Origin of the sequence: Sphingomonas sp. IC081 (assembly GCF_006874585.1) — a bacterium.
Lineage (GTDB): Bacteria > Pseudomonadota > Alphaproteobacteria > Sphingomonadales > Sphingomonadaceae > Novosphingobium.
This window is the reverse complement of record NZ_CP029762.1, coordinates 729,112-746,264: the sequence shown is the minus strand read 5'-3', so window position 1 is coordinate 746,264 and position 17,153 is coordinate 729,112. Positions and strand designations below refer to the sequence as shown.

General features: G+C 61.7%; 17 protein-coding genes. 9 read left to right on the top strand and 8 right to left on the bottom strand.

The window, feature by feature from the left end; translation table 11 throughout:
• Nucleotides 1–39: 39 nt before the first annotated feature.
• On the bottom strand, nucleotides 40–2,502 hold the full coding sequence (locus tag DM450_RS21450; protein WP_142638953.1) for a TonB-dependent receptor: 2,463 nt from the start codon (nucleotides 2,500–2,502) through the stop codon (nucleotides 40–42).
• Between the two features lie 502 nt (nucleotides 2,503–3,004).
• Nucleotides 3,005–3,868: a DMT family transporter gene (locus DM450_RS21445; protein WP_142638950.1), complete on the bottom strand. Its 864-nt coding sequence runs from the start codon at nucleotides 3,866–3,868 to the stop codon at nucleotides 3,005–3,007.
• 110 nt (nucleotides 3,869–3,978) lie between these two features.
• On the opposite strand from DM450_RS21445, the gene DM450_RS21440 reads away from it, so the two are divergent.
• Nucleotides 3,979–5,364, top strand: a complete 1,386-nt coding sequence (locus DM450_RS21440) for a PLP-dependent aminotransferase family protein (RefSeq protein ID WP_260610481.1) — start codon at nucleotides 3,979–3,981, stop codon at nucleotides 5,362–5,364.
• On the opposite strand, the gene DM450_RS21435 is transcribed toward DM450_RS21440, so the two are convergent.
• On the bottom strand, nucleotides 5,316–6,458 hold the full coding sequence (locus DM450_RS21435; protein ID WP_142638945.1) for an AraC family transcriptional regulator: 1,143 nt from the start codon (nucleotides 6,456–6,458) through the stop codon (nucleotides 5,316–5,318). The genes DM450_RS21440 and DM450_RS21435 overlap by 49 nt on opposite strands.
• A gap of 298 nt (nucleotides 6,459–6,756) precedes the next feature.
• Between DM450_RS21435 and DM450_RS21430 the strand changes: the two genes are divergently transcribed.
• Genes DM450_RS21430 through DM450_RS21415 form a run of 4 tightly spaced genes read left to right on the top strand, consistent with a single transcriptional unit; the run spans nucleotide 6,757 to nucleotide 9,612 of the window.
• Nucleotides 6,757–7,287, top strand: a complete 531-nt coding sequence (locus DM450_RS21430; RefSeq protein ID WP_142638943.1) for a nuclear transport factor 2 family protein — start codon at nucleotides 6,757–6,759, stop codon at nucleotides 7,285–7,287.
• Nucleotides 7,284–8,174 (top strand): SDR family NAD(P)-dependent oxidoreductase, encoded by an 891-nt coding sequence (locus tag DM450_RS21425; protein WP_142638941.1) that lies wholly within the window; start codon nucleotides 7,284–7,286, stop codon nucleotides 8,172–8,174. The genes DM450_RS21430 and DM450_RS21425 overlap by 4 nt, the downstream gene beginning before the upstream one ends.
• Nucleotides 8,171–8,725 carry a nuclear transport factor 2 family protein gene (locus DM450_RS21420; protein ID WP_142638939.1) on the top strand — a complete coding sequence of 185 codons (555 nt, stop codon included), beginning with the start codon at nucleotides 8,171–8,173 and terminating at the stop codon, nucleotides 8,723–8,725. The genes DM450_RS21425 and DM450_RS21420 overlap by 4 nt, the downstream gene beginning before the upstream one ends.
• 5 nt (nucleotides 8,726–8,730) lie before the next feature.
• On the top strand, nucleotides 8,731–9,612 hold the full coding sequence (locus DM450_RS21415; protein WP_142638937.1) for an SDR family NAD(P)-dependent oxidoreductase: 882 nt from the start codon (nucleotides 8,731–8,733) through the stop codon (nucleotides 9,610–9,612).
• A gap of 6 nt (nucleotides 9,613–9,618) precedes the next feature.
• Here the strand turns inward: DM450_RS21415 and DM450_RS21410 are convergent, their stop codons facing one another.
• On the bottom strand, nucleotides 9,619–10,662 hold the full coding sequence (locus tag DM450_RS21410; protein WP_142638936.1) for a Gfo/Idh/MocA family protein: 1,044 nt from the start codon (nucleotides 10,660–10,662) through the stop codon (nucleotides 9,619–9,621).
• Between the two features lie 326 nt (nucleotides 10,663–10,988).
• Here DM450_RS21410 and DM450_RS26370 point away from each other — a divergent pair, with 326 nt between their 5' ends.
• Both DM450_RS26370 and DM450_RS26060 read left to right on the top strand, forming a co-directional pair.
• Complete coding sequence (locus DM450_RS26370) at nucleotides 10,989–11,300, top strand: hypothetical protein (RefSeq protein ID WP_260610478.1); 312 nt, start codon at nucleotides 10,989–10,991, stop codon at nucleotides 11,298–11,300.
• A complete protein-coding gene (locus tag DM450_RS26060; RefSeq protein WP_260610477.1) occupies nucleotides 11,215–11,616 on the top strand; it encodes a TIM barrel protein in 402 nt (133 codons plus the stop codon). The genes DM450_RS26370 and DM450_RS26060 overlap by 86 nt, the downstream gene beginning before the upstream one ends.
• A gap of 3 nt (nucleotides 11,617–11,619) precedes the next feature.
• Here DM450_RS26060 and DM450_RS21400 read toward each other — a convergent pair whose 3' ends face one another.
• From DM450_RS21400 to DM450_RS21390, 3 genes are all read right to left on the bottom strand, one after another.
• A complete protein-coding gene (locus DM450_RS21400; RefSeq protein WP_142638935.1) occupies nucleotides 11,620–12,240 on the bottom strand; it encodes a hypothetical protein in 621 nt (206 codons plus the stop codon).
• A 185-nt stretch (nucleotides 12,241–12,425) separates the two neighbouring features.
• Nucleotides 12,426–13,259: an IS5 family transposase gene (locus DM450_RS21395; protein ID WP_142632654.1), complete on the bottom strand. Its 834-nt coding sequence runs from the start codon at nucleotides 13,257–13,259 to the stop codon at nucleotides 12,426–12,428.
• 238 nt (nucleotides 13,260–13,497) lie between these two features.
• Complete coding sequence (locus DM450_RS21390; protein ID WP_142638934.1) at nucleotides 13,498–14,391, bottom strand: LysR family transcriptional regulator; 894 nt, start codon at nucleotides 14,389–14,391, stop codon at nucleotides 13,498–13,500.
• 142 nt (nucleotides 14,392–14,533) lie between these two features.
• Between DM450_RS21390 and DM450_RS21385 the strand changes: the two genes are divergently transcribed.
• The gene (locus DM450_RS21385; RefSeq protein WP_221889493.1) at nucleotides 14,534–15,481 is read left to right on the top strand and encodes an alpha/beta hydrolase; all 948 of its coding nucleotides are present in this window, start codon (nucleotides 14,534–14,536) and stop codon (nucleotides 15,479–15,481) included.
• Between the two features lie 35 nt (nucleotides 15,482–15,516).
• Nucleotides 15,517–16,443 (top strand): alpha/beta hydrolase, encoded by a 927-nt coding sequence (locus tag DM450_RS21380; protein WP_142638933.1) that lies wholly within the window; start codon nucleotides 15,517–15,519, stop codon nucleotides 16,441–16,443.
• A gap of 149 nt (nucleotides 16,444–16,592) precedes the next feature.
• On the opposite strand, the gene DM450_RS21375 is transcribed toward DM450_RS21380, so the two are convergent.
• A complete protein-coding gene (locus DM450_RS21375; protein WP_142638932.1) occupies nucleotides 16,593–17,063 on the bottom strand; it encodes an Lrp/AsnC family transcriptional regulator in 471 nt (156 codons plus the stop codon).
• Nucleotides 17,064–17,153: the final 90 nt, after the last annotated feature.

Below are 17,153 nucleotides of genomic sequence, written 5' to 3'. Positions count from 1 at the left end.
AAGTTCCAGTTCGAAAGCTCCGGGCCTGTTGTTGTCGTATCAGAACTGGAAGTTTACCGATGCCGAGAAAGTGCGCGGAGCACCGATGTAGGCGTAGGTCGTTGCGGTATTGGTGATGCCTGCATCGTCGAAAGCGCCGTAATAGAACTTGTCGAACAGGTTGGTCACGTTGAGCTGAACGAACGTCTTGTCGTTCAGGCCGAGGAAGCCCAGATTCAGGCGCGCGTCGAGATTGACGACGGTATAGGCCGGCACCTTGGCATCCCAGAGCTTGTTGCCCGAGCTGTCTTCGACAGCAACGTTCAGGCTGTTGTAGTAACGCGAGCCAGTTTTCTTGACTTCCACGCCCAGTGATGCGGGGCCGGCATTGCCTTCCAGGCGGCCACCGACGGTGTAGTGCGGGACGCCGCCTTCCATTTTGCCGGACGTTGCAGCGTAAGTGGACGTGCCGGTCTGTACGTCGTCGCGGATCTTCGACCAGAGATACGAGCCGAAGAGATAGGCGGAGATGTGTTTCTCGGGCCGGAATGCCAGGCTGCCGTCGATGCCGTAACGGTCGACCGTGCCGAGGTTGGTGTAGGTAGAGGTCTGGGTATCGGGGTTGTAGGCCGAGGAAAGGCGGTTCGAGAAGATCGTGTACCAGCCCGCGACCGAGGCCTGGAACATTCCCGAATGGTAACGCAGGCCGACGTCGAAGTTGTCGGTGGCTTCGGGCTTCGGATCGGCGGAACCGTCCGAATAGTAGAATGCGTTCGTGTAGAGATTGTCGGTGCCCGGGACCTGAAGGCCCTTCGAGTAGTTGGCGTTCAGCGACAGTGCCGGGGTGAAGTCGTAGGTGAAGCCCACGTTCGGCAGGACCCGGCTATAGTCGAACACCTTGTTCTGCGGCGCTGCGTAAGTCGTGGTCAGGCCGGCTTCGTAAGCGGCCAGACTGTCGGCGTCGGCAAGGCAGTTCACCGAACCGGTGCTGGTATAGGTCACGCAGTTCTGTGTCAGGTTGCGGCGGAAGAACGGCACACGCAGGCCTGCGACAAGATGGAGGGCGTTGCTGGCAAAGTCGCCCGAATATTCACCCGAAACCTGGTGCAGGATCGCATAGGAAAGGCGATCGCGCTTTTGCAGGACGTTGCCGTTGACGTCCGTCAGGGCGTCGCTGGTGTTGAAGTAGTTCGACGCGAAGCCGTCGGAATCGAGGTAGCCCAGTTCGCCTGTCTGGCGATGGCGGCCGCGATCATAGGTGTAGGCTACGCGGACGCGCTGGTTGTCGGACAGGTCGTAGCGGAGCGAGGCGATCACGCCGATGCGGTAGGTTTCGGTCTGGCTCGGGGCCGAGAGGCGGACCGAGTCCAGGGTGTCACCGTCACCGTTGAGGTCGACGCCGCCGAAGTAGGGGGTGCCGTTGATGTATCCGCTGGCAATGGTGCTGCTGTAGCTGCCTTCCTTGGCCACCACGGTGCCGCCACCGTTGGCCGAGGTGTACTGGAAGTAGGGATCAACCGTAAGCGTCAGCTTGTCGCTGAGCGTGAAGCGCGAATTGATGCGGATGTTCGCGGTCTTCGACGGGTTGTAGCGATATTCCCAGGCCGAACCGCAAGAGCTGGCGGCATCCGCCACGCTTTCCGTGCCGGAAGGGATGGTGCAGCGCGCGACGGTATAGGCGTCACGCTCATCGGCATTGGTGGGAATGCCGCTGGTATTGGTCAGCGCCCAGTCTGATGCCATGGTGTTGTGGTTGACGTTGTAATGGCCCGAGATCGCGATGAAGTCGCCGTTGTTGCCAATCGGCTGGTAGACCTTGGCGTTGAACTGGGTCTTGTCGATCTTGCCGATACCGCCGTAAAGGGCGTTGTAGGTGTCCTTGGAGGCCGAGACCCATGCGCGGGTCCCGGACGAATTCAGATCGCCGGTGTTGATCATGCCAAAGATGCGCATCTTGCCGTAGTCGCCAACCGTGCCGACCATGCGAGCGCCGAATTCGTGACTCGGATCGATCGAACGGTAGTTCACGGTCGATCCCGATGCCGATGCAGTCGGCGAATCGACGTCGGTGGTGCCAAGATTGACGTTGACCTGCTCGATCAATTCCGGATCAAGCTGCTGATTGGTATAGAGCGCGTAGTTTCCGGTGTCGTTGAGGGGAATCCCGTCAAAGGTCTGGGAAATGCGCGTATCATCGAAACCGCGGATCATCAGGCTGCCGCCCGAGGAGCCATAGCCGTCATAGCTCTGGAAGCTGACGCCAGGGATCAGGTTGATGATTTCGTCGATCGACTGGCCCGGCGTCTCGCGGCCGATCACGTCCTTGGTCAGGACCTGCTTGGCCTTCGGGGTGGCCGGGATGACGATGCCGGCAATGTCGTTCTGGGCCTTGCCGGTGACGACGATGTCCGAATTCTCGAAATCGAGCGAACCGGTGGATTGGGCGCGCGCCGGGGCGGAACCGAGCGCGCAGGCGATCGCGAGGCTCGCCGCCGAAGCGACGAGAAGGGAGCGTTTCTGCATTGGATCTACGACCTCATAGGTGCTCCCCCGCAAGGGGGAGCGTCATGGCTTCAGCATGCGTCTCCAAGCTCCTGGAAGCACAATCGTCCGCCAACGGTCGTCTTCAGCAGCCAGGGCGTCGCTGCTGCCGAAGTCATAATCGCCCCTGCATGACAGTGTCGAGACAGTGGTGCAGTGGTTTGGCGGCGTTTGTTGTGAAATTCTTGAAGTGAGGATTATTGGCAACGGTAAATTTCAACATTCATTTTTATTTCATTACTGTTGCTATTTGTCATTACCTTAATTTTGTGAAGAAATATTGATGACACTTGGTGGTTATTTTGTCGAAATAAGGAATATTGTTCAGAAAGGCCGTTCGAAAATGGCCAGCAGGGGCTTTCTCGAGGCGGTGCCGGCCCTTTCCCATACCCCTGTCACTCGCAGGACATTATCGATCGGTGGCGGGGGATGGGAAAGGACCGGTGCTGTTAAATTCGCATGTCGCGAATTTTCAAACGGTCTCTCAAGCGAAGCGCTTTGCGCCAGCGACACTGCCGATTACGACCATCGTAGCTGCCAGCATGAGCGATGAGACGTGCTCGTTCAGAAGCACGGACGCGAGTCCGAGGCCGAGGAATGGCTGGAGCAGTTGCAGTTGTCCGACCCGTGCGATTCCGCCCAGGCTTAGTCCGCGGTACCAGAAGATGAAGCCCACCAGCATCGAGAAGACCGAGACATAGGCCAGCCCGAGCCAACTGGATGTGCCGATTGCGGCGAGCCCGGCCTGGGGCCAGAACTGGATGGCGCCGAGAGCCGCGAGTGGTATGCACAGCGCCAGGGCCCAGCTGATGACCTGCCACCCGCCAAGTTCGCGGGTCAGCACCGCGCCTTCGGCATAGCCCAGGCCGCATACGGCGATGGCCAGGATCATCAGACCGTCGCCAGCGGCCGAGGAATGTCCATCGTTGGTAAGGGCAAAGCCACCCACCGCGAGCGCACCGATCAGGGCGAAGATCCAGAACGCCGGAGAAGGGCGCTCACCGGCACGGATTACTCCGAAGATCGCGGTACTGAGGGGGAGCAGGCCCATGAACACCAGTGAACGGGCCGACGACATGTGCTGGAGGGCAAGCGCAGACAGCAAGGGAAAGCCGATTACGCAGCAGCCCGCGACAACCGAGAGTTTTTGCCACTGCCGTCCTGTCGGAAGCGGTTGGCGCAGTGCCAGCAGCAGCAGGGCGGCCAGCAGGCCGGCAATCAGTGCACGTGCGCAGGTCAGCAGCAGAGGTGATATTCCCAGCACGGCAAGGCGCGTCGCCGGCATCGAGCCGCTGAAGACGATGACGGCCATGAGGCCGCTTCCCCAGCCTCTAAAGGAATTCTGCATGTGTGATCTCTCCAGGTCCGAGGGGGCGTGATCTAGCGAAAGCCGCTGGTCTTGCCAGCTACAGAGCGATACAGAATGATTCATCTGTACTGATATAGAGAGCGATACAATTGGCTGAGGTAACCCAGACTGGACGAGTCATCGAGGGCATCCGCAGTCGCATTGCGACGCGGTCGCTCTGTGCGGGGGACCGGCTGCCTTCGGTTCGGCGCAGCGCGGCCGATCTCGGCGTTTCACCGGCTACGGTGGTGGAGGCCTATGACCGCCTGGTTGCCGAAGGCCTGATCGCGGCGGTCCCCCGCTCGGGCTTTTTTGTCAGCCATCTGGCGGGGGCACCGCAGGGACCGGCCGCCCATGCGCCTTTGCGAGAGCATGAGATTGATCCTTTCTGGGTGTCTCGTCAGTCGCTCGATTCCTCCCAGTCGAGCGACAAACCGGGCTGCGGCTGGTTGCCGCCTGACTGGATGCCGCAGCGCGCCTTGCAGAAGGCGCTGCGCGAGGTCAGTCGGGATGGCGATCTGTTGACGCTTTACGGGACCACGGCAGGTGACCCCGTGCTGAGGCGCCAGATCGCCTTGCGATTTGCCGCCGAGGGGCTGGAGTGCGATCCGGATCGGATCCTGCTGACCCAGTCGGGATCGCAGGCGATCGACCTGATCTGCCGCCTGCTCTTGGCTCCCGGTGATACGGTGCTGCTCGACGATCCGTGCTACTTCAATTATCAGGCACTGATCGCCGCCCACAAGGTGCGGGCCGTCAGTGTGCCGTTTCTGCGCTCCGGGCCTGATCCCGCCGCGTTCGAGGCGGTTGTCGCGGCACAGCGGCCGCGCCTCTACATCACCAATTCGAACCTTCATAATCCGACGGGAGGCAGCCTCAGCCTGACGACCGCCCACCGGCTTCCGGGCATCGCGGCGGCGCATGGCATGGTGATCGTCGAGGACGATATCTTTGCGGATTTTGCGCCGGGCGTGCCTACCATGGCGGCGCTTGATGGTCTTTCGGGTGTGATCCGCATCGGCAGCTTTTCGAAGACGCTGTCGGCCGCCTTGCGCTGCGGCTACATCGCGGCGCGGCCGGAGTGGATCGATGCCTTGACCGACCTGCAACTGGCGACAGGTTTCGGCGGCCCGCCGCCGCTCGCCACGAGCGCGATTAGCAGGGTTCTCGCCGGCGGGGGGTTTCGACGCCACATGGAAGAACTTCGCCGCCGTCTTGCCAGGGCGCGGCAGGCCATGGCGCCTCGCCTCACGGCGATGGGGATCGTGCCGCAGGGAGAGCCAGTGGGGGGCTTCACTTTGTGGTGCCGCTTGCCCGATGGGGTGGACAGTGCCTTGCTTGCCAGGCGCTGTCTGGCCCGAGACGTCGTTCTGGCGCCCGGCAATGTCTTCAGCCCGAGCCAGAGCGCGACCTCGTTTCTGAGGATCAACGTCGCGCAGACGAGCGATCATGCGCTCTTGCAGTTGGCACTGTCGATGCGGGGCGAAACCCCTTGACCTGTTGCGACGTTCCCATGGTTCGACGGCCTGCCTGAAGCTGCGGTTCGTAGATCGGTGGGGCTCATGGCAAAGACCTGTCTGGAAAAGTGACTCAGCGCAGATTGCTCGGCGAAACCCAGCTTTTGGGAGATCTCGCAGATCGGGAGATCTGTCTGCTCCAGATAGAAGAGCAGGCGGTCGGCCCTGACCTCATCCTTGATCCGCTGGAATGTCAGACCTTCCTCGCGAAGGCGGCGGTTCAGCGTGCGCGGGTGCATGCCGAGGAGACTTGCCACAAGTTCGGTATTGCAGCCGTTCATCCAAAGCCGTGGCATGATGATCGCGCGGACTTGCATGCTGGCTGGGTGAGGCGATCCGCCGTGGTTTTTGTGTAGGTGTGCCACGGCCCGTGTCAGTTCGTGCCGATCGGCTTCGTGCACCGGGCAGGCCATGTCGTCGGCACGAAAGACGATGCCGTCCTCGTCCCGGACAAAGCGCACATCGCATCCGAAGTTGCGCCGGTAGGTTCCGGGGGAAGCAATCGCGTTGTGACGCAGGTGAATCGCGCGCGCCCGAACGCGTCCGGAGGTCAGCGCCTGGGCGCCCAGATGACCCAACAGGAGAAGTTGCTCGATGCTCTGGCTGCGTCGGGAATGGCCGGAAATCAGGAGGTCATGGCCGACAAAGACATGGTCTCGCGAGGCGCTTTGCCCGCGCCAGATCCGGCTGGCGCGCGAATGCGCGCCGCTATGGCGAACGGCCTGATCGATTGCTGCACCAAAAGTTGGCGAATGGCGCATCGCCCTGCCAACGACGGCGTGGGCACCCTGTCCGCCCTGCCGCCGCGCAAGACGCATGCCAAAATCGGGGAGGCCGAGGCGCGCGGCAGCGGTTTCCATGGCGAGGATCCACTGGGCACAGGTGACTGCGTTTTCCTCCTCGCAGCCAAATGGTTCGATCCCGGCCGTTTCAAGGATTTCGGCGGACTTGCCGCCAAGGCTGGCGACCAATTCGGGGAAATGGCGCAGGAGCCGGGCCCGTATGAAGTCGTCGCCTTGCAGGCATGCACTGCGGTGATTGGCGCCCCTGTGCGTGTTGCGATAGTCTTGCATCTCCACCTCGCGCGGCCCGCCGATCCGGTCTGCTTCTTGCTCTCATCATGGAGCCGACCGAGACGACGAACCGGGAGCTTGCCCCCTTCTTGTCGTTATGTCTGCACGGAGCGCGTCGCCTGTGCGTTTTCCGGCCAGGGTGCGGGTCGTGGCTGGCGGGCAGGGCGGATTGTCCGGATTCAACAAGCGGGGCCATGACCACATGCTCCATGAATGGGCGGGAATCGGGCGGCCTCCATGGATCTGCGCTCGACGACGTTCTGGCCACTCCGGCAAGGAGGGCTTCGGGAGAGGACAGATGGAAGCCTTGGTCCAACGGATGATTGACCGCGAGATGATCCGCGATTGCATCGCCCGTCTCGCCCGCGGAGAGGATCGGCGCAGTGCTGACGTTATCCGGACCTGCTGGTGGCCGGAAGCGCGTTTCGACTACGGCGTGCACAGCGGCAATTTCGAGGCTTATCTGGCCTGGGTGGTGCCGGGCGCCGATGCGATCAAGGATACCCAGCATCTGATCGGGCAGTCGGTCATCGAACTCGCCGGCGAGGTGGCGCAGGCCGAGACCCACGTATTCTCTTATCACCGCATCGATATGGGAAAGGGAGACCGCGATACCTGCATCGGCGGACGCTATCTCGATCGCTTCGAAAAGCGCAGCGGGGAATGGCGCATTGCCGATCGGGTGATGCTCTACGATTGGGAGCAGGATTGGGGCGCAGCGGCGGACTGGTCGCAGGGAGTTATGGGTTATCCCTTCGGTGCAGGGCATTTCACCGGCCGGGCCAATGGCGATTACAGCGAGCGCTGGTTCGCGGGAGACGTCGGATGAGCGCGCCGCTGGCAGGCAAGGTTGCGCTGGTCACCGGCGCGAGCCGGGGCATCGGCAAGGGGATCGCACTGGTGCTGGCCGAGCAGGGGGCGAGGGTCTACGTCACCGGGCGCACGGTCAACGAGGGGGATTATTATCTTCCCGGCACCGTTGGTGGGACCGCTGCCGAATGCGACGTGCGCGGGGCGGCGAGCGGTGGACGCGGTATTGCGGTCGCCTGCGATCATGGCGATGACCTAGCTGTCGCGGCTCTGTTCGAGCGGATCGCTGCCGAGGCAGGGCAACTCGACATTCTTGTCAACAACGCCTTCTCGCTGTCCGACGACCTGCTCGAACCTAAGGGTTTCTGGGAAAAGCCGCTGGCCAATCTGGAAATGTGGGATGTCGGCGTCAGGTCCAACTATGTTGCCGCCTGGCATGCGGCGCGGCTGATGGTGCCGCAAAAATCCGGGTTGATCGTGGCGATCTCGGGCTTTGCCGCCGTCACGTACACGTATGGGGTAATTTTCGGGACGTCGAAGACGGCGGTAGGCCGGATGGCGCGGGACATGGCGGTGGAGCTCGAGCCGCATGGCGTCGCCTCGCTCACGCTCTGGCAAGGACTTACGCTGACCGAGAAAGCCAGGGACAATCTGGCAAGGATGGGTGAGCGGATGACGACGTCGATCACCCAGATGCAGGGAAGCAGCGACGAGCATCCCGGCCGTGTGGTGGCTGCGTTGGCCGCCGATCCCGAGGTAATGAAGCGTTCCGGCGGGGAGTTCATCACGGCGGAACTGGCGCAGGATTATGGGCTGACCGATATTGACGGACAAGTGATAGCCTCCGCGCGGGCCTTGCGCGGATCGCCGCTCTGGCAGCCGATCGCGCAAGGAGTGGAGGCATGACGGCGGATCGTGACGCTCGGATCGATGCCTTGCTCGACAAGCAGGATATCCTAGAATGCCTCGCCCGCTTTTCGCGCGGGATGGATCGGTTCGACCGGGCCATCTACCTTTCTGCCTTCTGGGGCGATGCGGAAATGGCGGCGGGGCCTTTTGTGGGCAGTGCCGCCGACTGTTGGGACTGGGCTGCGCCGATGCACGAAGCGGGACAGCTCCTCACCCACCACGCCTTGCTCCAGAGCAGCATCGATCTGGATGGTGACACTGCCCATAGCGAGACGTACTACCAGTTTGTCGGCCGCAACCGCGACGAGAGCCTGTGGATCGCCGGCGGGCGGTATGTCGACCGGTTCGAACGGCGCGGCGGCGAATGGAAGATCGCGCTGCGCACCAATGTGATCGAATGGGGCTGCCTGCCGCCGCCAATGCCGGTACCTTTTGCCGATGTGCCCGATCTTGCGCTCAACGGCGTGTCGTGCCGGAGCAAGGATGACCCCTCGTATCAGCGGCCACTTACAAATCGGCGTGCCCCTGCCAATCCGGCGAAGGGGTGAGCGGCATGGCGCGCATTTCGGATGGATTGGCGGGCCGGGTCGCGGTCGTTACCGGAGCCAGTCGCGGGATCGGCAAGGGCATCGCCTGTGCGCTCGCGGACCATGGGGCGACGGTCTATATCACCGGCCGCACGGTTGCCGAGGGGCAGAGCGTCTTGCCGGGGACCCTGGCACAGACCGTCGAGGAAGTCGAAGCGCGTGGCGGCAAGGGCGTTGCGGTGCCGCTCGACCTGATGGACGATGCGCGGATAGACGCGCTGTTCCAGCAGGTGCGCCGGGACGAGGGGCGGCTCGACATCCTCGTCAACAACGCGATGGCCATTCCCGAGACGATGACCGGGCGTGAGGGGTTCTGGGAAAAGCCGCTGGACGAATGGCAGATATGGGATACCGGTATGCGCGCGGCCTATGTCGCGGCCTGGCATGCCGCAAGGATCATGGTGCCACAAGGATCGGGTCTGATCGCGGCCCTGTCGGGTTATGTTGGCGTGACTTATACCTATGATGTCGTGTTCGGCACCACCAAGGCGGCGACCGACCGGATGATGCGCGACATGGGCCACGACCTGCGCGGAACCGGCGTGACGGCGCTGTCGTTGTGGCAGGGTTTCACGTTCACCGAGCGGGCGACCGAGAACCTCAAGTTCGTGCCGGGTATGGCAGCGCAACTTGGCAGCACCGCAGGGTCCTCGCCGGAGTTTCCGGGGCGGGTGATCGCGGCGCTGGCGATGGATCCGGCGGTCGCTGCGCGCTCTGGCGGAACTTTCATCAATGCCGAACTCGCGGCGGAATATGGCGTGACCGATCGGGACGGAAAGGTCGTCGCATCCCTGCGCGATACGCGCGGCGCACCGCTCTGGGCGCCGGGCGATACGACGCGGGCCTGATCGGCGTTACGCTAATATTTGAAGCGCCCCGCGTTCGGCGGCGGAGGCGCGCATGGCATCCATCACTATCATGCAGGCGAGGCCGTCATGGAACGTGGGCGGCGTGATCGCGCCGGGCTGCGCTTTGGTTTCTATCGCCGCTTTCAATGCCTTGGCGAGACGGGTGAAAGGCTCCAGTTCGAAGGACGTCCGGGCGTCTGCCGCCAAGGGCAGGGCAAGCTCTGGCGGTACGTCCAGTTGGCCGGTTCCCGAACGGTTCGCTACGAAAACCTTGCCCGCCTCGATCCAGACGGTCCCTTTCGATCCCGCGCATCGGCACAGACCAGCGCCTTGCCCCCATGCCCCGGCGCTCTGCTGCATCGTGCCTTCGACCCCGCCTTTGGTGAGGAAGCGCATGGAATAGGTGTCTTCGGCCACATCGGTCCGGTCCGATATGGTGAGCAGATTGGCGCTCAGCGACTCGAAATCGCCCAGCCAGGCGCGGATCTGGTCGATCAGGTGCGAGCCGCTTGCGCCGAGCCAGCCGCCGCCTGCCTGCCTGTCGAACCACCAACGCGGCAAGCGGGCGGCCGGGTCGGCGCAGAAGGGGATGAACTGATCCATCGCGAGGAAACGCGGCTCGCCGATCAGGCCCTCACGGATAGCCTGCCCGAACAGGGCGCGTTCCGGAAGCCAGCGAAACTCATGCGAGACCATGTGTACGATCCGCGCATCCTCGGCGGCCTTGAGCAGCGCGGCGCCTTCCACGGCATCGAAAGCAAAGGGCTTTTCGCACAGCACATGGCATCCCCGCGCGATGGCGCGGTGCGCGAGCGCGGCATGGGTATCGGGCGTCGTCGCGATGGTGACGAGCCGGGCTCCCGTGGCGGAGATTGCTTCGTCGAGGTCGGTGAAGCAGGCCGGAACCGCATTTTCCGAAGCCTTGCGTTGTAGGCGCTCCGTATCGCGGCCCACAAGCGCCAAGACATTGAAGCCGGCGGCACGCAGCGCGGGTATGTGAACACGGACGCCGAAACCGGTTCCCACGACCATCGCTGCGATCTTGCCCATGCCAGCGTCTTCCTTGAACCTATGCGGACTGTCGAGCTGGCTGGGTAATATCCGCCCAAGCGATTTTCGGTGATGCCGGAGTAGCTCCCGACGAAACAGGATAGCATGCCCGTTCTTTTGCCGACCGCGAGAGTGAGAATGAGGCCGATCAGCCTGGAATTCGCGAGCACCTTTGGTTTGCCGCCGGTCGAGGCCGTGCGGCTGGCTCTCGGCTGGGCTTCCGGCACATCAGTACGCCACTTCAGCCTGCGCGTGCCAGCCTTGCGGGTTATCAGCGTTTCTCGCTGCGCGATGACATCGTGCTACGCCGGGATCTGCGTGCGGCGATGGCGGAAACGGGCGTAACGATTGCGTCCGGTGAAGGGGTTGCGATTGTGCCGGAACACGATGTGCGCGATCTTTATGCGGGCGATCTGGTGATCATGGAGGGGCTCGGCATTCCCCGCATCAATGTCGTCAGCCTTGATCCCGATTTGCCCCGTAGCTTCGATCATCTGGCGACGCTGTGCGAACTGGCGAGCGGTTTTTGGCATCGAGACGCTGATCGAATTCGTGCCGATCTTTCCGATCTGCAATCTGGAAACAGCACAACGCGCGATCGCCCATGTGGGCCGCCAGGATTGCCGGGTGGTGTTTGACACAATGCATTTCTGCCGGACGGGCGGGCGTACTGCGGATCTCGCAGCCCTTGATCCCGATGTGATCGGCTATATCCAGCTTTGCGACGTTCCTGCCCAGCGGGTTCTGGCCGACTACATGGAGGAGGCCATCTGCGAACGCCTGGCGTGCGGCGAGGGGGACCTGCCATTGGTCGAATTGCTTGCCTTGCTGCCGCAAGACCGGATCGTCGGCCTGGAAGTGCCGCAGCGCTCGCAGGAATTGGCCGGAGTTCCATTGGAGGAACGACTTGCGCATTGCCTCGCGGCAGCGCGGAACTTTGTCCACGCCGCCTAGACGCTATTGGACCTTTTTAACGCAGTCCGCGATGACCTTGCCGCTTCCTTCAGCCGTCAAAGGGATGTCCATGTCCACAGACGGATATTGCGAATAGAATTGCACTGTCCGGTCAAAAGAAGCGGGCGGGGCACCATAAACGACACGCAACCCCAGATTGTGTGGAATCGGGCTTCCATCCCTTGGTACCATGTTGAACAGATCGATCTTGTAATTCTTCGTCGCCAGCATGTCTGAAGGGTCGTAGATTGCAACATCTGAATTATCGATCTTGTACATCAAAGCGTCAAGATAGGGGCTGTTGTCTGATGTTGCCGCTTTATTGTCGGCCATAGACGAAAGGTAAATGGATAGCGTGGATTGACTGTCATCCGAATTATTTTTGATGCACTCGATTGTTACATCTACGTACTGCAGCTCATCCTCATTAATCCAGAATGATTTTTTTGAGAATGAGGTGGTGATTTTTGTAAAATCATCACTCCTGCTCTCGTAGCTAAATTCATCAGAAGGATCTTTTGAGCGACCTGTATAGATGGAAGGGTCGCAGCCAGCGAGGACGAACGCCAAAGCCGCAACGGTCACAGGGCGCATATTCGCATGCTCAGATCGCAGAAAAATCATAGATAGCCCCAGTATTCAAATTGAGTTTCTAATTACATAGCGCATCTCTGCGATCAACTGCCCGTGGCGATATGTCGGCTCTAGCCGGCCAGCAGATTCTCGCTTGATCGACCGCGGAGCCCGTTTGAAAATTCGCTTTTCGCGCATTTTTCAAACAGCCTCTTAGAGCCCGATTCAAAAGTGTCTCAAGCGTAGCAATATCTTGCGGTTCTGCGGATGAGCATGCGGATAGAAGCGATCGTGGCCCAGGCGGTAGACGAGGCGATGGTCGCCTCCCAGTCCTTTGCGAGGCGGCGGCACCGCCCCAGCCAGGCGAACGTGCGCTCGACGACCCAGCGGCGCGGGAGGACTTCGAAGCCCTCGGCCTTGTCGGAACGCTTGATGATCTCGATTACCCAATTCCCGACTTTGGCGAGTGCTCTCCTGAGCTTGTCTCCGGCGTAGCCACCATCGGCGAAGATATGGCGCAGCCAGGGGAAGCGCTGGCATATGCCTTTGAGCACGTCGACGGCGCCATCACGGTCCTGAATATCGGCGGTGTGCACGAGGATGGAGATCAGAAAACCGGAGGTGTCGGTCAGGATATGACGCTTGCGGCCTTTGACTTTCTTGCCCGCGTCATATCCACTCGGGCCGCCGCTTTCGGTCGTTTTCACGCTCTGGCTATCGATGATGCCCGCACTGGGAGAGGCTTCGCGCCCCTCGATCTCTCGCAGGTTCATGACCAGCAGCGTGTTCATCACCTCGAACAATCCCGCGTTACGCCAGGCGTAGAAATAGCGCCGAACCGTCGAGACCGGTGGAAAGCACTTGGGCAGCAGGCGCCAGGCACACCCGGCCGAAGCCAGATAGAGCAGCGCGTTGGCCACTTCGCGCATATTCGTGCTGCGCCGCCGACCGCCTTGCTTTGCCGGGGGAATGAACGGGGCCACCAGCGCCCACTCCTTATCCGTCATGTCGCTTGGATAACGCAGTCCCTTGCGGCTATGCTCCTCTCGAGCAATGCCAGTCCATGCCATTGATCACTCCATCTCTCGCAAGGACGGCGTGAATCATAACATGCTGGTATTGCTCAACAACTTTTGGATCGGGCTCTTAGGCAAGTGACTCAGCAGACGGACAGCTGTCTCCCCTTCCCCAATAACGACGAGATATTCCGCTACTCGCTCGTCTTCCGCATGCGGAAAGGGAAAGCGGCCGGTCCGCTCCGGGAGAGCCAAAATCGGCGGCTAAATGCCTTGGAAGGGGCGACCTCGGCTAGCCTCGGTGGCGTAGAGTATCGATCAACATCGTGAATGCGGCCGATGAATGCCGACGGTGCGGATAGTAGAGGTGATAGCCGGGCAGGTCCGGCGTGAACCGATCAAGGATCCGGATCAGGCGGCTATCGTTCAAATCGCGCTGAACCTGATCCAGCGGGAGATAGGCCAGCCCTAGGCCATCGAGAGCGGCATCGCGGATGAGGTCGATCGAGTTCAGCACCAGCGGGCCGTCGACGCGCACGCGCGTCTCCCGATCTGCTCCGACGAGACGCCATGCATTGAGAGTGCCTGAACTCGGCAGACGCAGATTGACGGCGCGATGGTCGATGAGTTGGGCTGGAGAGACGGGCGGTGCAGATCTGCTGAAGTAATCGGGTGATCCAACAATGGCCATCGGCGTGTCCGGCCCGATGCGGACCGCAATCATGTCCTTGGCGATCTCGCCGCCAAGTCGGACGCCCGCATCGAAGCGATCGGCTACGACATCGGCAAGGCCATAGTCGATGGTGATTTCCACGGTGATGTCGGGATTGTCGATCAGAAGGCGTTTCATGGCGGGGACCAGAATGGTCTTTGCGGCATGCTCGACGGCGGTGATGCGGATCGTTCCGGTGGGGCGGTCGCGCAAGTCGCTGAGTGAAGCCACGGCCGTATCAAGATCATGCAGCATGGGCCCCAGAGTCGCGATCAGGCGCTCTCCGGCCTCGGTTGGTGCAACACTACGCGTGGTTCGCGAAAGGAGCCGCACGCCAAGCCGCCCCTCAATTCGCCTCACGATCTGGCTGACGGCGGATTGCGCCATGCCAAGACGCGCAGCCGCACGCGTGAAGCTGCGTTCTTCCGCCACGACCACGAACGTCGCGAGATCGGCTATTTCGTCGCGCCTCATTGATCACCTCAATGATGAAACCAATACAAATTATCCATCTAATCGGTTCAATCCTGAAGGTCTAGGTTGCTTCTTGTCAGCAGCGAGCCGGGAAGCCGGTCACATGCCGACCAGCGCGGAACGGACCCGCAGGAGACTGGAAATGGAAAAGATCAGCTTCTTCAATTCGAACAACCCGACACTCGTCATGTCAGCTGTCATCAACGTTCCCGAAGGCTTCGACGCCGGCTGCCGCTACCCGGCCATCGTCGTCTCGCATCCTGGTGGCGGGGTGAAGGAACAGACCGCCGGGACTTATGCGCGCAAGCTTGCCGAACTCGGCTTCGTCACCGTGGCCTACGACGCCTCCTACCAGGGCGAAAGCGGCGGCGCGCCGCGCCAGCTCGAGAACCCGCATGTCCGCACCGAGGACGTCAGCGCAGTTATCGATTACCTTTCGACGCTGCCCTTCATTGACCAGGAACGCATCGGCGCCATGGGTATCTGCGCGGGTGCTGGCTACACCGTCAATGCCGCCATCCAGGACCGCCGGATCAAGGCGCTGGGTACCGTCAGCGCGGTCAACATCGGCTCGATGTTCCGCAACGGCTGGGACAATTCGGTCCGCTCGATCGATGCGCTGCCCTATGTCGAGGCGGGCTCGAATGCTCGCACGGCCGATGCGTCCGGTGGTGACATCGCCACGATGCCGTTGGCGCCGATGAGCGAGGCGGATGCGCCGAACGAGGAACTACGCCAGGCCTGGGAATACTACCACACGCCGCGCGCGGAATATCCAACCGCTCCCGGCTTTGCGACGCTGCGCAGCCTCAACCAGATCATCACCTACGACGCCTACCACATGGCTGACGTCTATCTTACGCAGCCGCTCCAGATCGTCGCGGGCTCCGTGGCGGGCAGCAAGTGGATGAGTGATGACCTGTTCGACCGGGCCGCCGCGACCGACAAGGCGATCCATGTCGTCGAAGGGGCCAACCACATGGACCTCTACGATGGCGCAGCCTTCGTCGAAGAGGCGGTTGCCGTACTCGGGACCTTCTTCCGCGACAGGTTTGCGGCAGCCGCCGCCGTCGAAACCGTCGCACAGTGATCGAACAGACCTCGGCCAATAGGCAGGAGAATTCCATGGAAACGGTCCGCATTCGCAATCCCGGCATGTACTGGGACATTGCCGCCAACATCCACGTCCCGCCCGCGTTTGACGCCAGCAAGCGCTATCCAGCGGTTATATCCAACCACCCAATCGGTAGCTGTAAGGAACAGACCGCTGGCAACGTTTACGGCGAGGCGTTGGCCCGGGCCGGCTTCGTGGTCATCGTGCCCGACGCCAGCTTCCAGGGCGCGAGCGGTGGAAGCCCGCGCTGGATCGAAGACCCCGAACAGCGCGTGAAGGACTATCGGGACGTCATCGATTACGCCCAGGCGCTCCCTTATGTGGATCCCGAAAGGATCGGCATCCTCGGGATCTGCGGCGGCGGCGGCTACTCGGTGAAGGCGACGATCATCGACAAGCGCATCAAGGCGCTGGTCACGATTACCGGCGTCAATTTTGGGCGGCTTTTCCGCGAAGGCTTCAGCGCCTTCGATCCGGTAGCGGCGCTTGAAAGCATGGCCGCACAGCGTTCGGCCCAGATTGCGGGCGGCGATGAACGGGTCAACAACTTCCTTCCTGCCAGTGTCGAGGAGGGCAAGGCCGTGGGCATCACCGACATCGATGTGCTCGAGGCGACCGACTACTATCGCAACCGCTGCGTGGCGGAAGGATCGGGGACCCGCATGCTGGTCTCGCACGGTGCGCCTGCCATCGCCTGGGATGCCTTTGCCTTTGCCGAGACCTTGTTGATACAGCCGATGATGGTCGTGGTCGGGGACAAGCCCGGCGGTTTCGGAGCCTACCGCGATGGCCTCGAAATCCACGGCCGCGCCGCCTCGACGGACAAGGAACTGGTCGTCGTCGAAGGCTCGTCGCACTACGACCTCTACGATCAGCCCGAGCCCGTGGGTGAAGCGCTGGAAAAGCTCATCCCGTTCTTCGAGAAGCACCTGGGCTAGGCGAAGCCGGTGTCACACTGAGTAGCCCCCATTTGCCCCCCGGCAGCGTTGCACGGCCTTGAAAGAGAACCACTCTTCCCGCGTCCGCGCGGCTCGCCGGGGGGGGCAAATGGGGGCTATCGTGACCTCGAGGAATTTGTCAACGCCGCCTAGCTACCGGTGTCCTTGACCGTTTCCATCGCCACATAAGTGGAAGTGCTGGAGACGTGCGGCAGGTTGGACAGCTTTTCGCCCAGAACCTCGCGATAACGGCGGATGTCGCGGGTACGTACCTTGAGCAGATAGTCGAAGTGGCTGGCAAGCATGTGGCATTCCTCGACCTCGGGAATGCGTTGGACCGCGGCGTTGAATTCCGTGAGGGCCTGTTCGCGGGTGTCGGAGAGCTTCACTTCGGTGAAGGCCACGTGATCGAGCCCGAGCGCTGCTGGATCGACCACGGCCTGGAATCCGCGGATCACGCCCGAATCGACCAGTCGGCGCAGACGTACCTGGCACGGCGTCTTGGACAGGCCGACCACGCGGGCGAGTTCGGTGACGCTCATCCGCCCGTCGTTTCTGAGCGCGGCGATGATCTTGCGATCGTGCTCATCCAGGGTGACTGATTTGACTGTTTTTGCCATTCATTTTGCCTACGTTGATCCGGAACATAAGTCCATATGGACTGATTTTACCTCATGAAAAGTCGGATTGCCAAGCGGACTCGCGATATT

Bases quoted from the DNA above. Each gene is read 5' to 3' on its own strand.
- DM450_RS21395 (WP_142632654.1), bottom strand. From the start codon at position 13,259: ATGGCATGGACTGGCATTGCTCGAGAGGAGCATAGCCGCAAGGGACTG.
- DM450_RS21445 (WP_142638950.1), bottom strand. From the start codon at position 3,868: ATGCAGAATTCCTTTAGAGGCTGGGGAAGCGGCCTCATGGCCGTCATC.
- DM450_RS21410 (WP_142638936.1), bottom strand. From the start codon at position 10,662: ATGGGCAAGATCGCAGCGATGGTCGTGGGAACCGGTTTCGGCGTCCGT.
- DM450_RS21385 (WP_221889493.1), top strand. From the start codon at position 14,534: ATGGAAAAGATCAGCTTCTTCAATTCGAACAACCCGACACTCGTCATG.
- DM450_RS21400 (WP_142638935.1), bottom strand. From the start codon at position 12,240: ATGATTTTTCTGCGATCTGAGCATGCGAATATGCGCCCTGTGACCGTT.
- DM450_RS21375 (WP_142638932.1), bottom strand. From the start codon at position 17,063: ATGGCAAAAACAGTCAAATCAGTCACCCTGGATGAGCACGATCGCAAG.
- DM450_RS21420 (WP_142638939.1), top strand. From the start codon at position 8,171: ATGACGGCGGATCGTGACGCTCGGATCGATGCCTTGCTCGACAAGCAG.
- DM450_RS21450 (WP_142638953.1), bottom strand. From the start codon at position 2,502: ATGCAGAAACGCTCCCTTCTCGTCGCTTCGGCGGCGAGCCTCGCGATC.
- DM450_RS21390 (WP_142638934.1), bottom strand. From the start codon at position 14,391: ATGAGGCGCGACGAAATAGCCGATCTCGCGACGTTCGTGGTCGTGGCG.
- DM450_RS21425 (WP_142638941.1), top strand. From the start codon at position 7,284: ATGAGCGCGCCGCTGGCAGGCAAGGTTGCGCTGGTCACCGGCGCGAGC.
- DM450_RS21380 (WP_142638933.1), top strand. From the start codon at position 15,517: ATGGAAACGGTCCGCATTCGCAATCCCGGCATGTACTGGGACATTGCC.
- DM450_RS21415 (WP_142638937.1), top strand. From the start codon at position 8,731: ATGGCGCGCATTTCGGATGGATTGGCGGGCCGGGTCGCGGTCGTTACC.
- DM450_RS21435 (WP_142638945.1), bottom strand. From the start codon at position 6,458: ATGCAAGACTATCGCAACACGCACAGGGGCGCCAATCACCGCAGTGCA.
- DM450_RS26370 (WP_260610478.1), top strand. From the start codon at position 10,989: ATGGCGGAAACGGGCGTAACGATTGCGTCCGGTGAAGGGGTTGCGATT.
- DM450_RS21430 (WP_142638943.1), top strand. From the start codon at position 6,757: ATGGAAGCCTTGGTCCAACGGATGATTGACCGCGAGATGATCCGCGAT.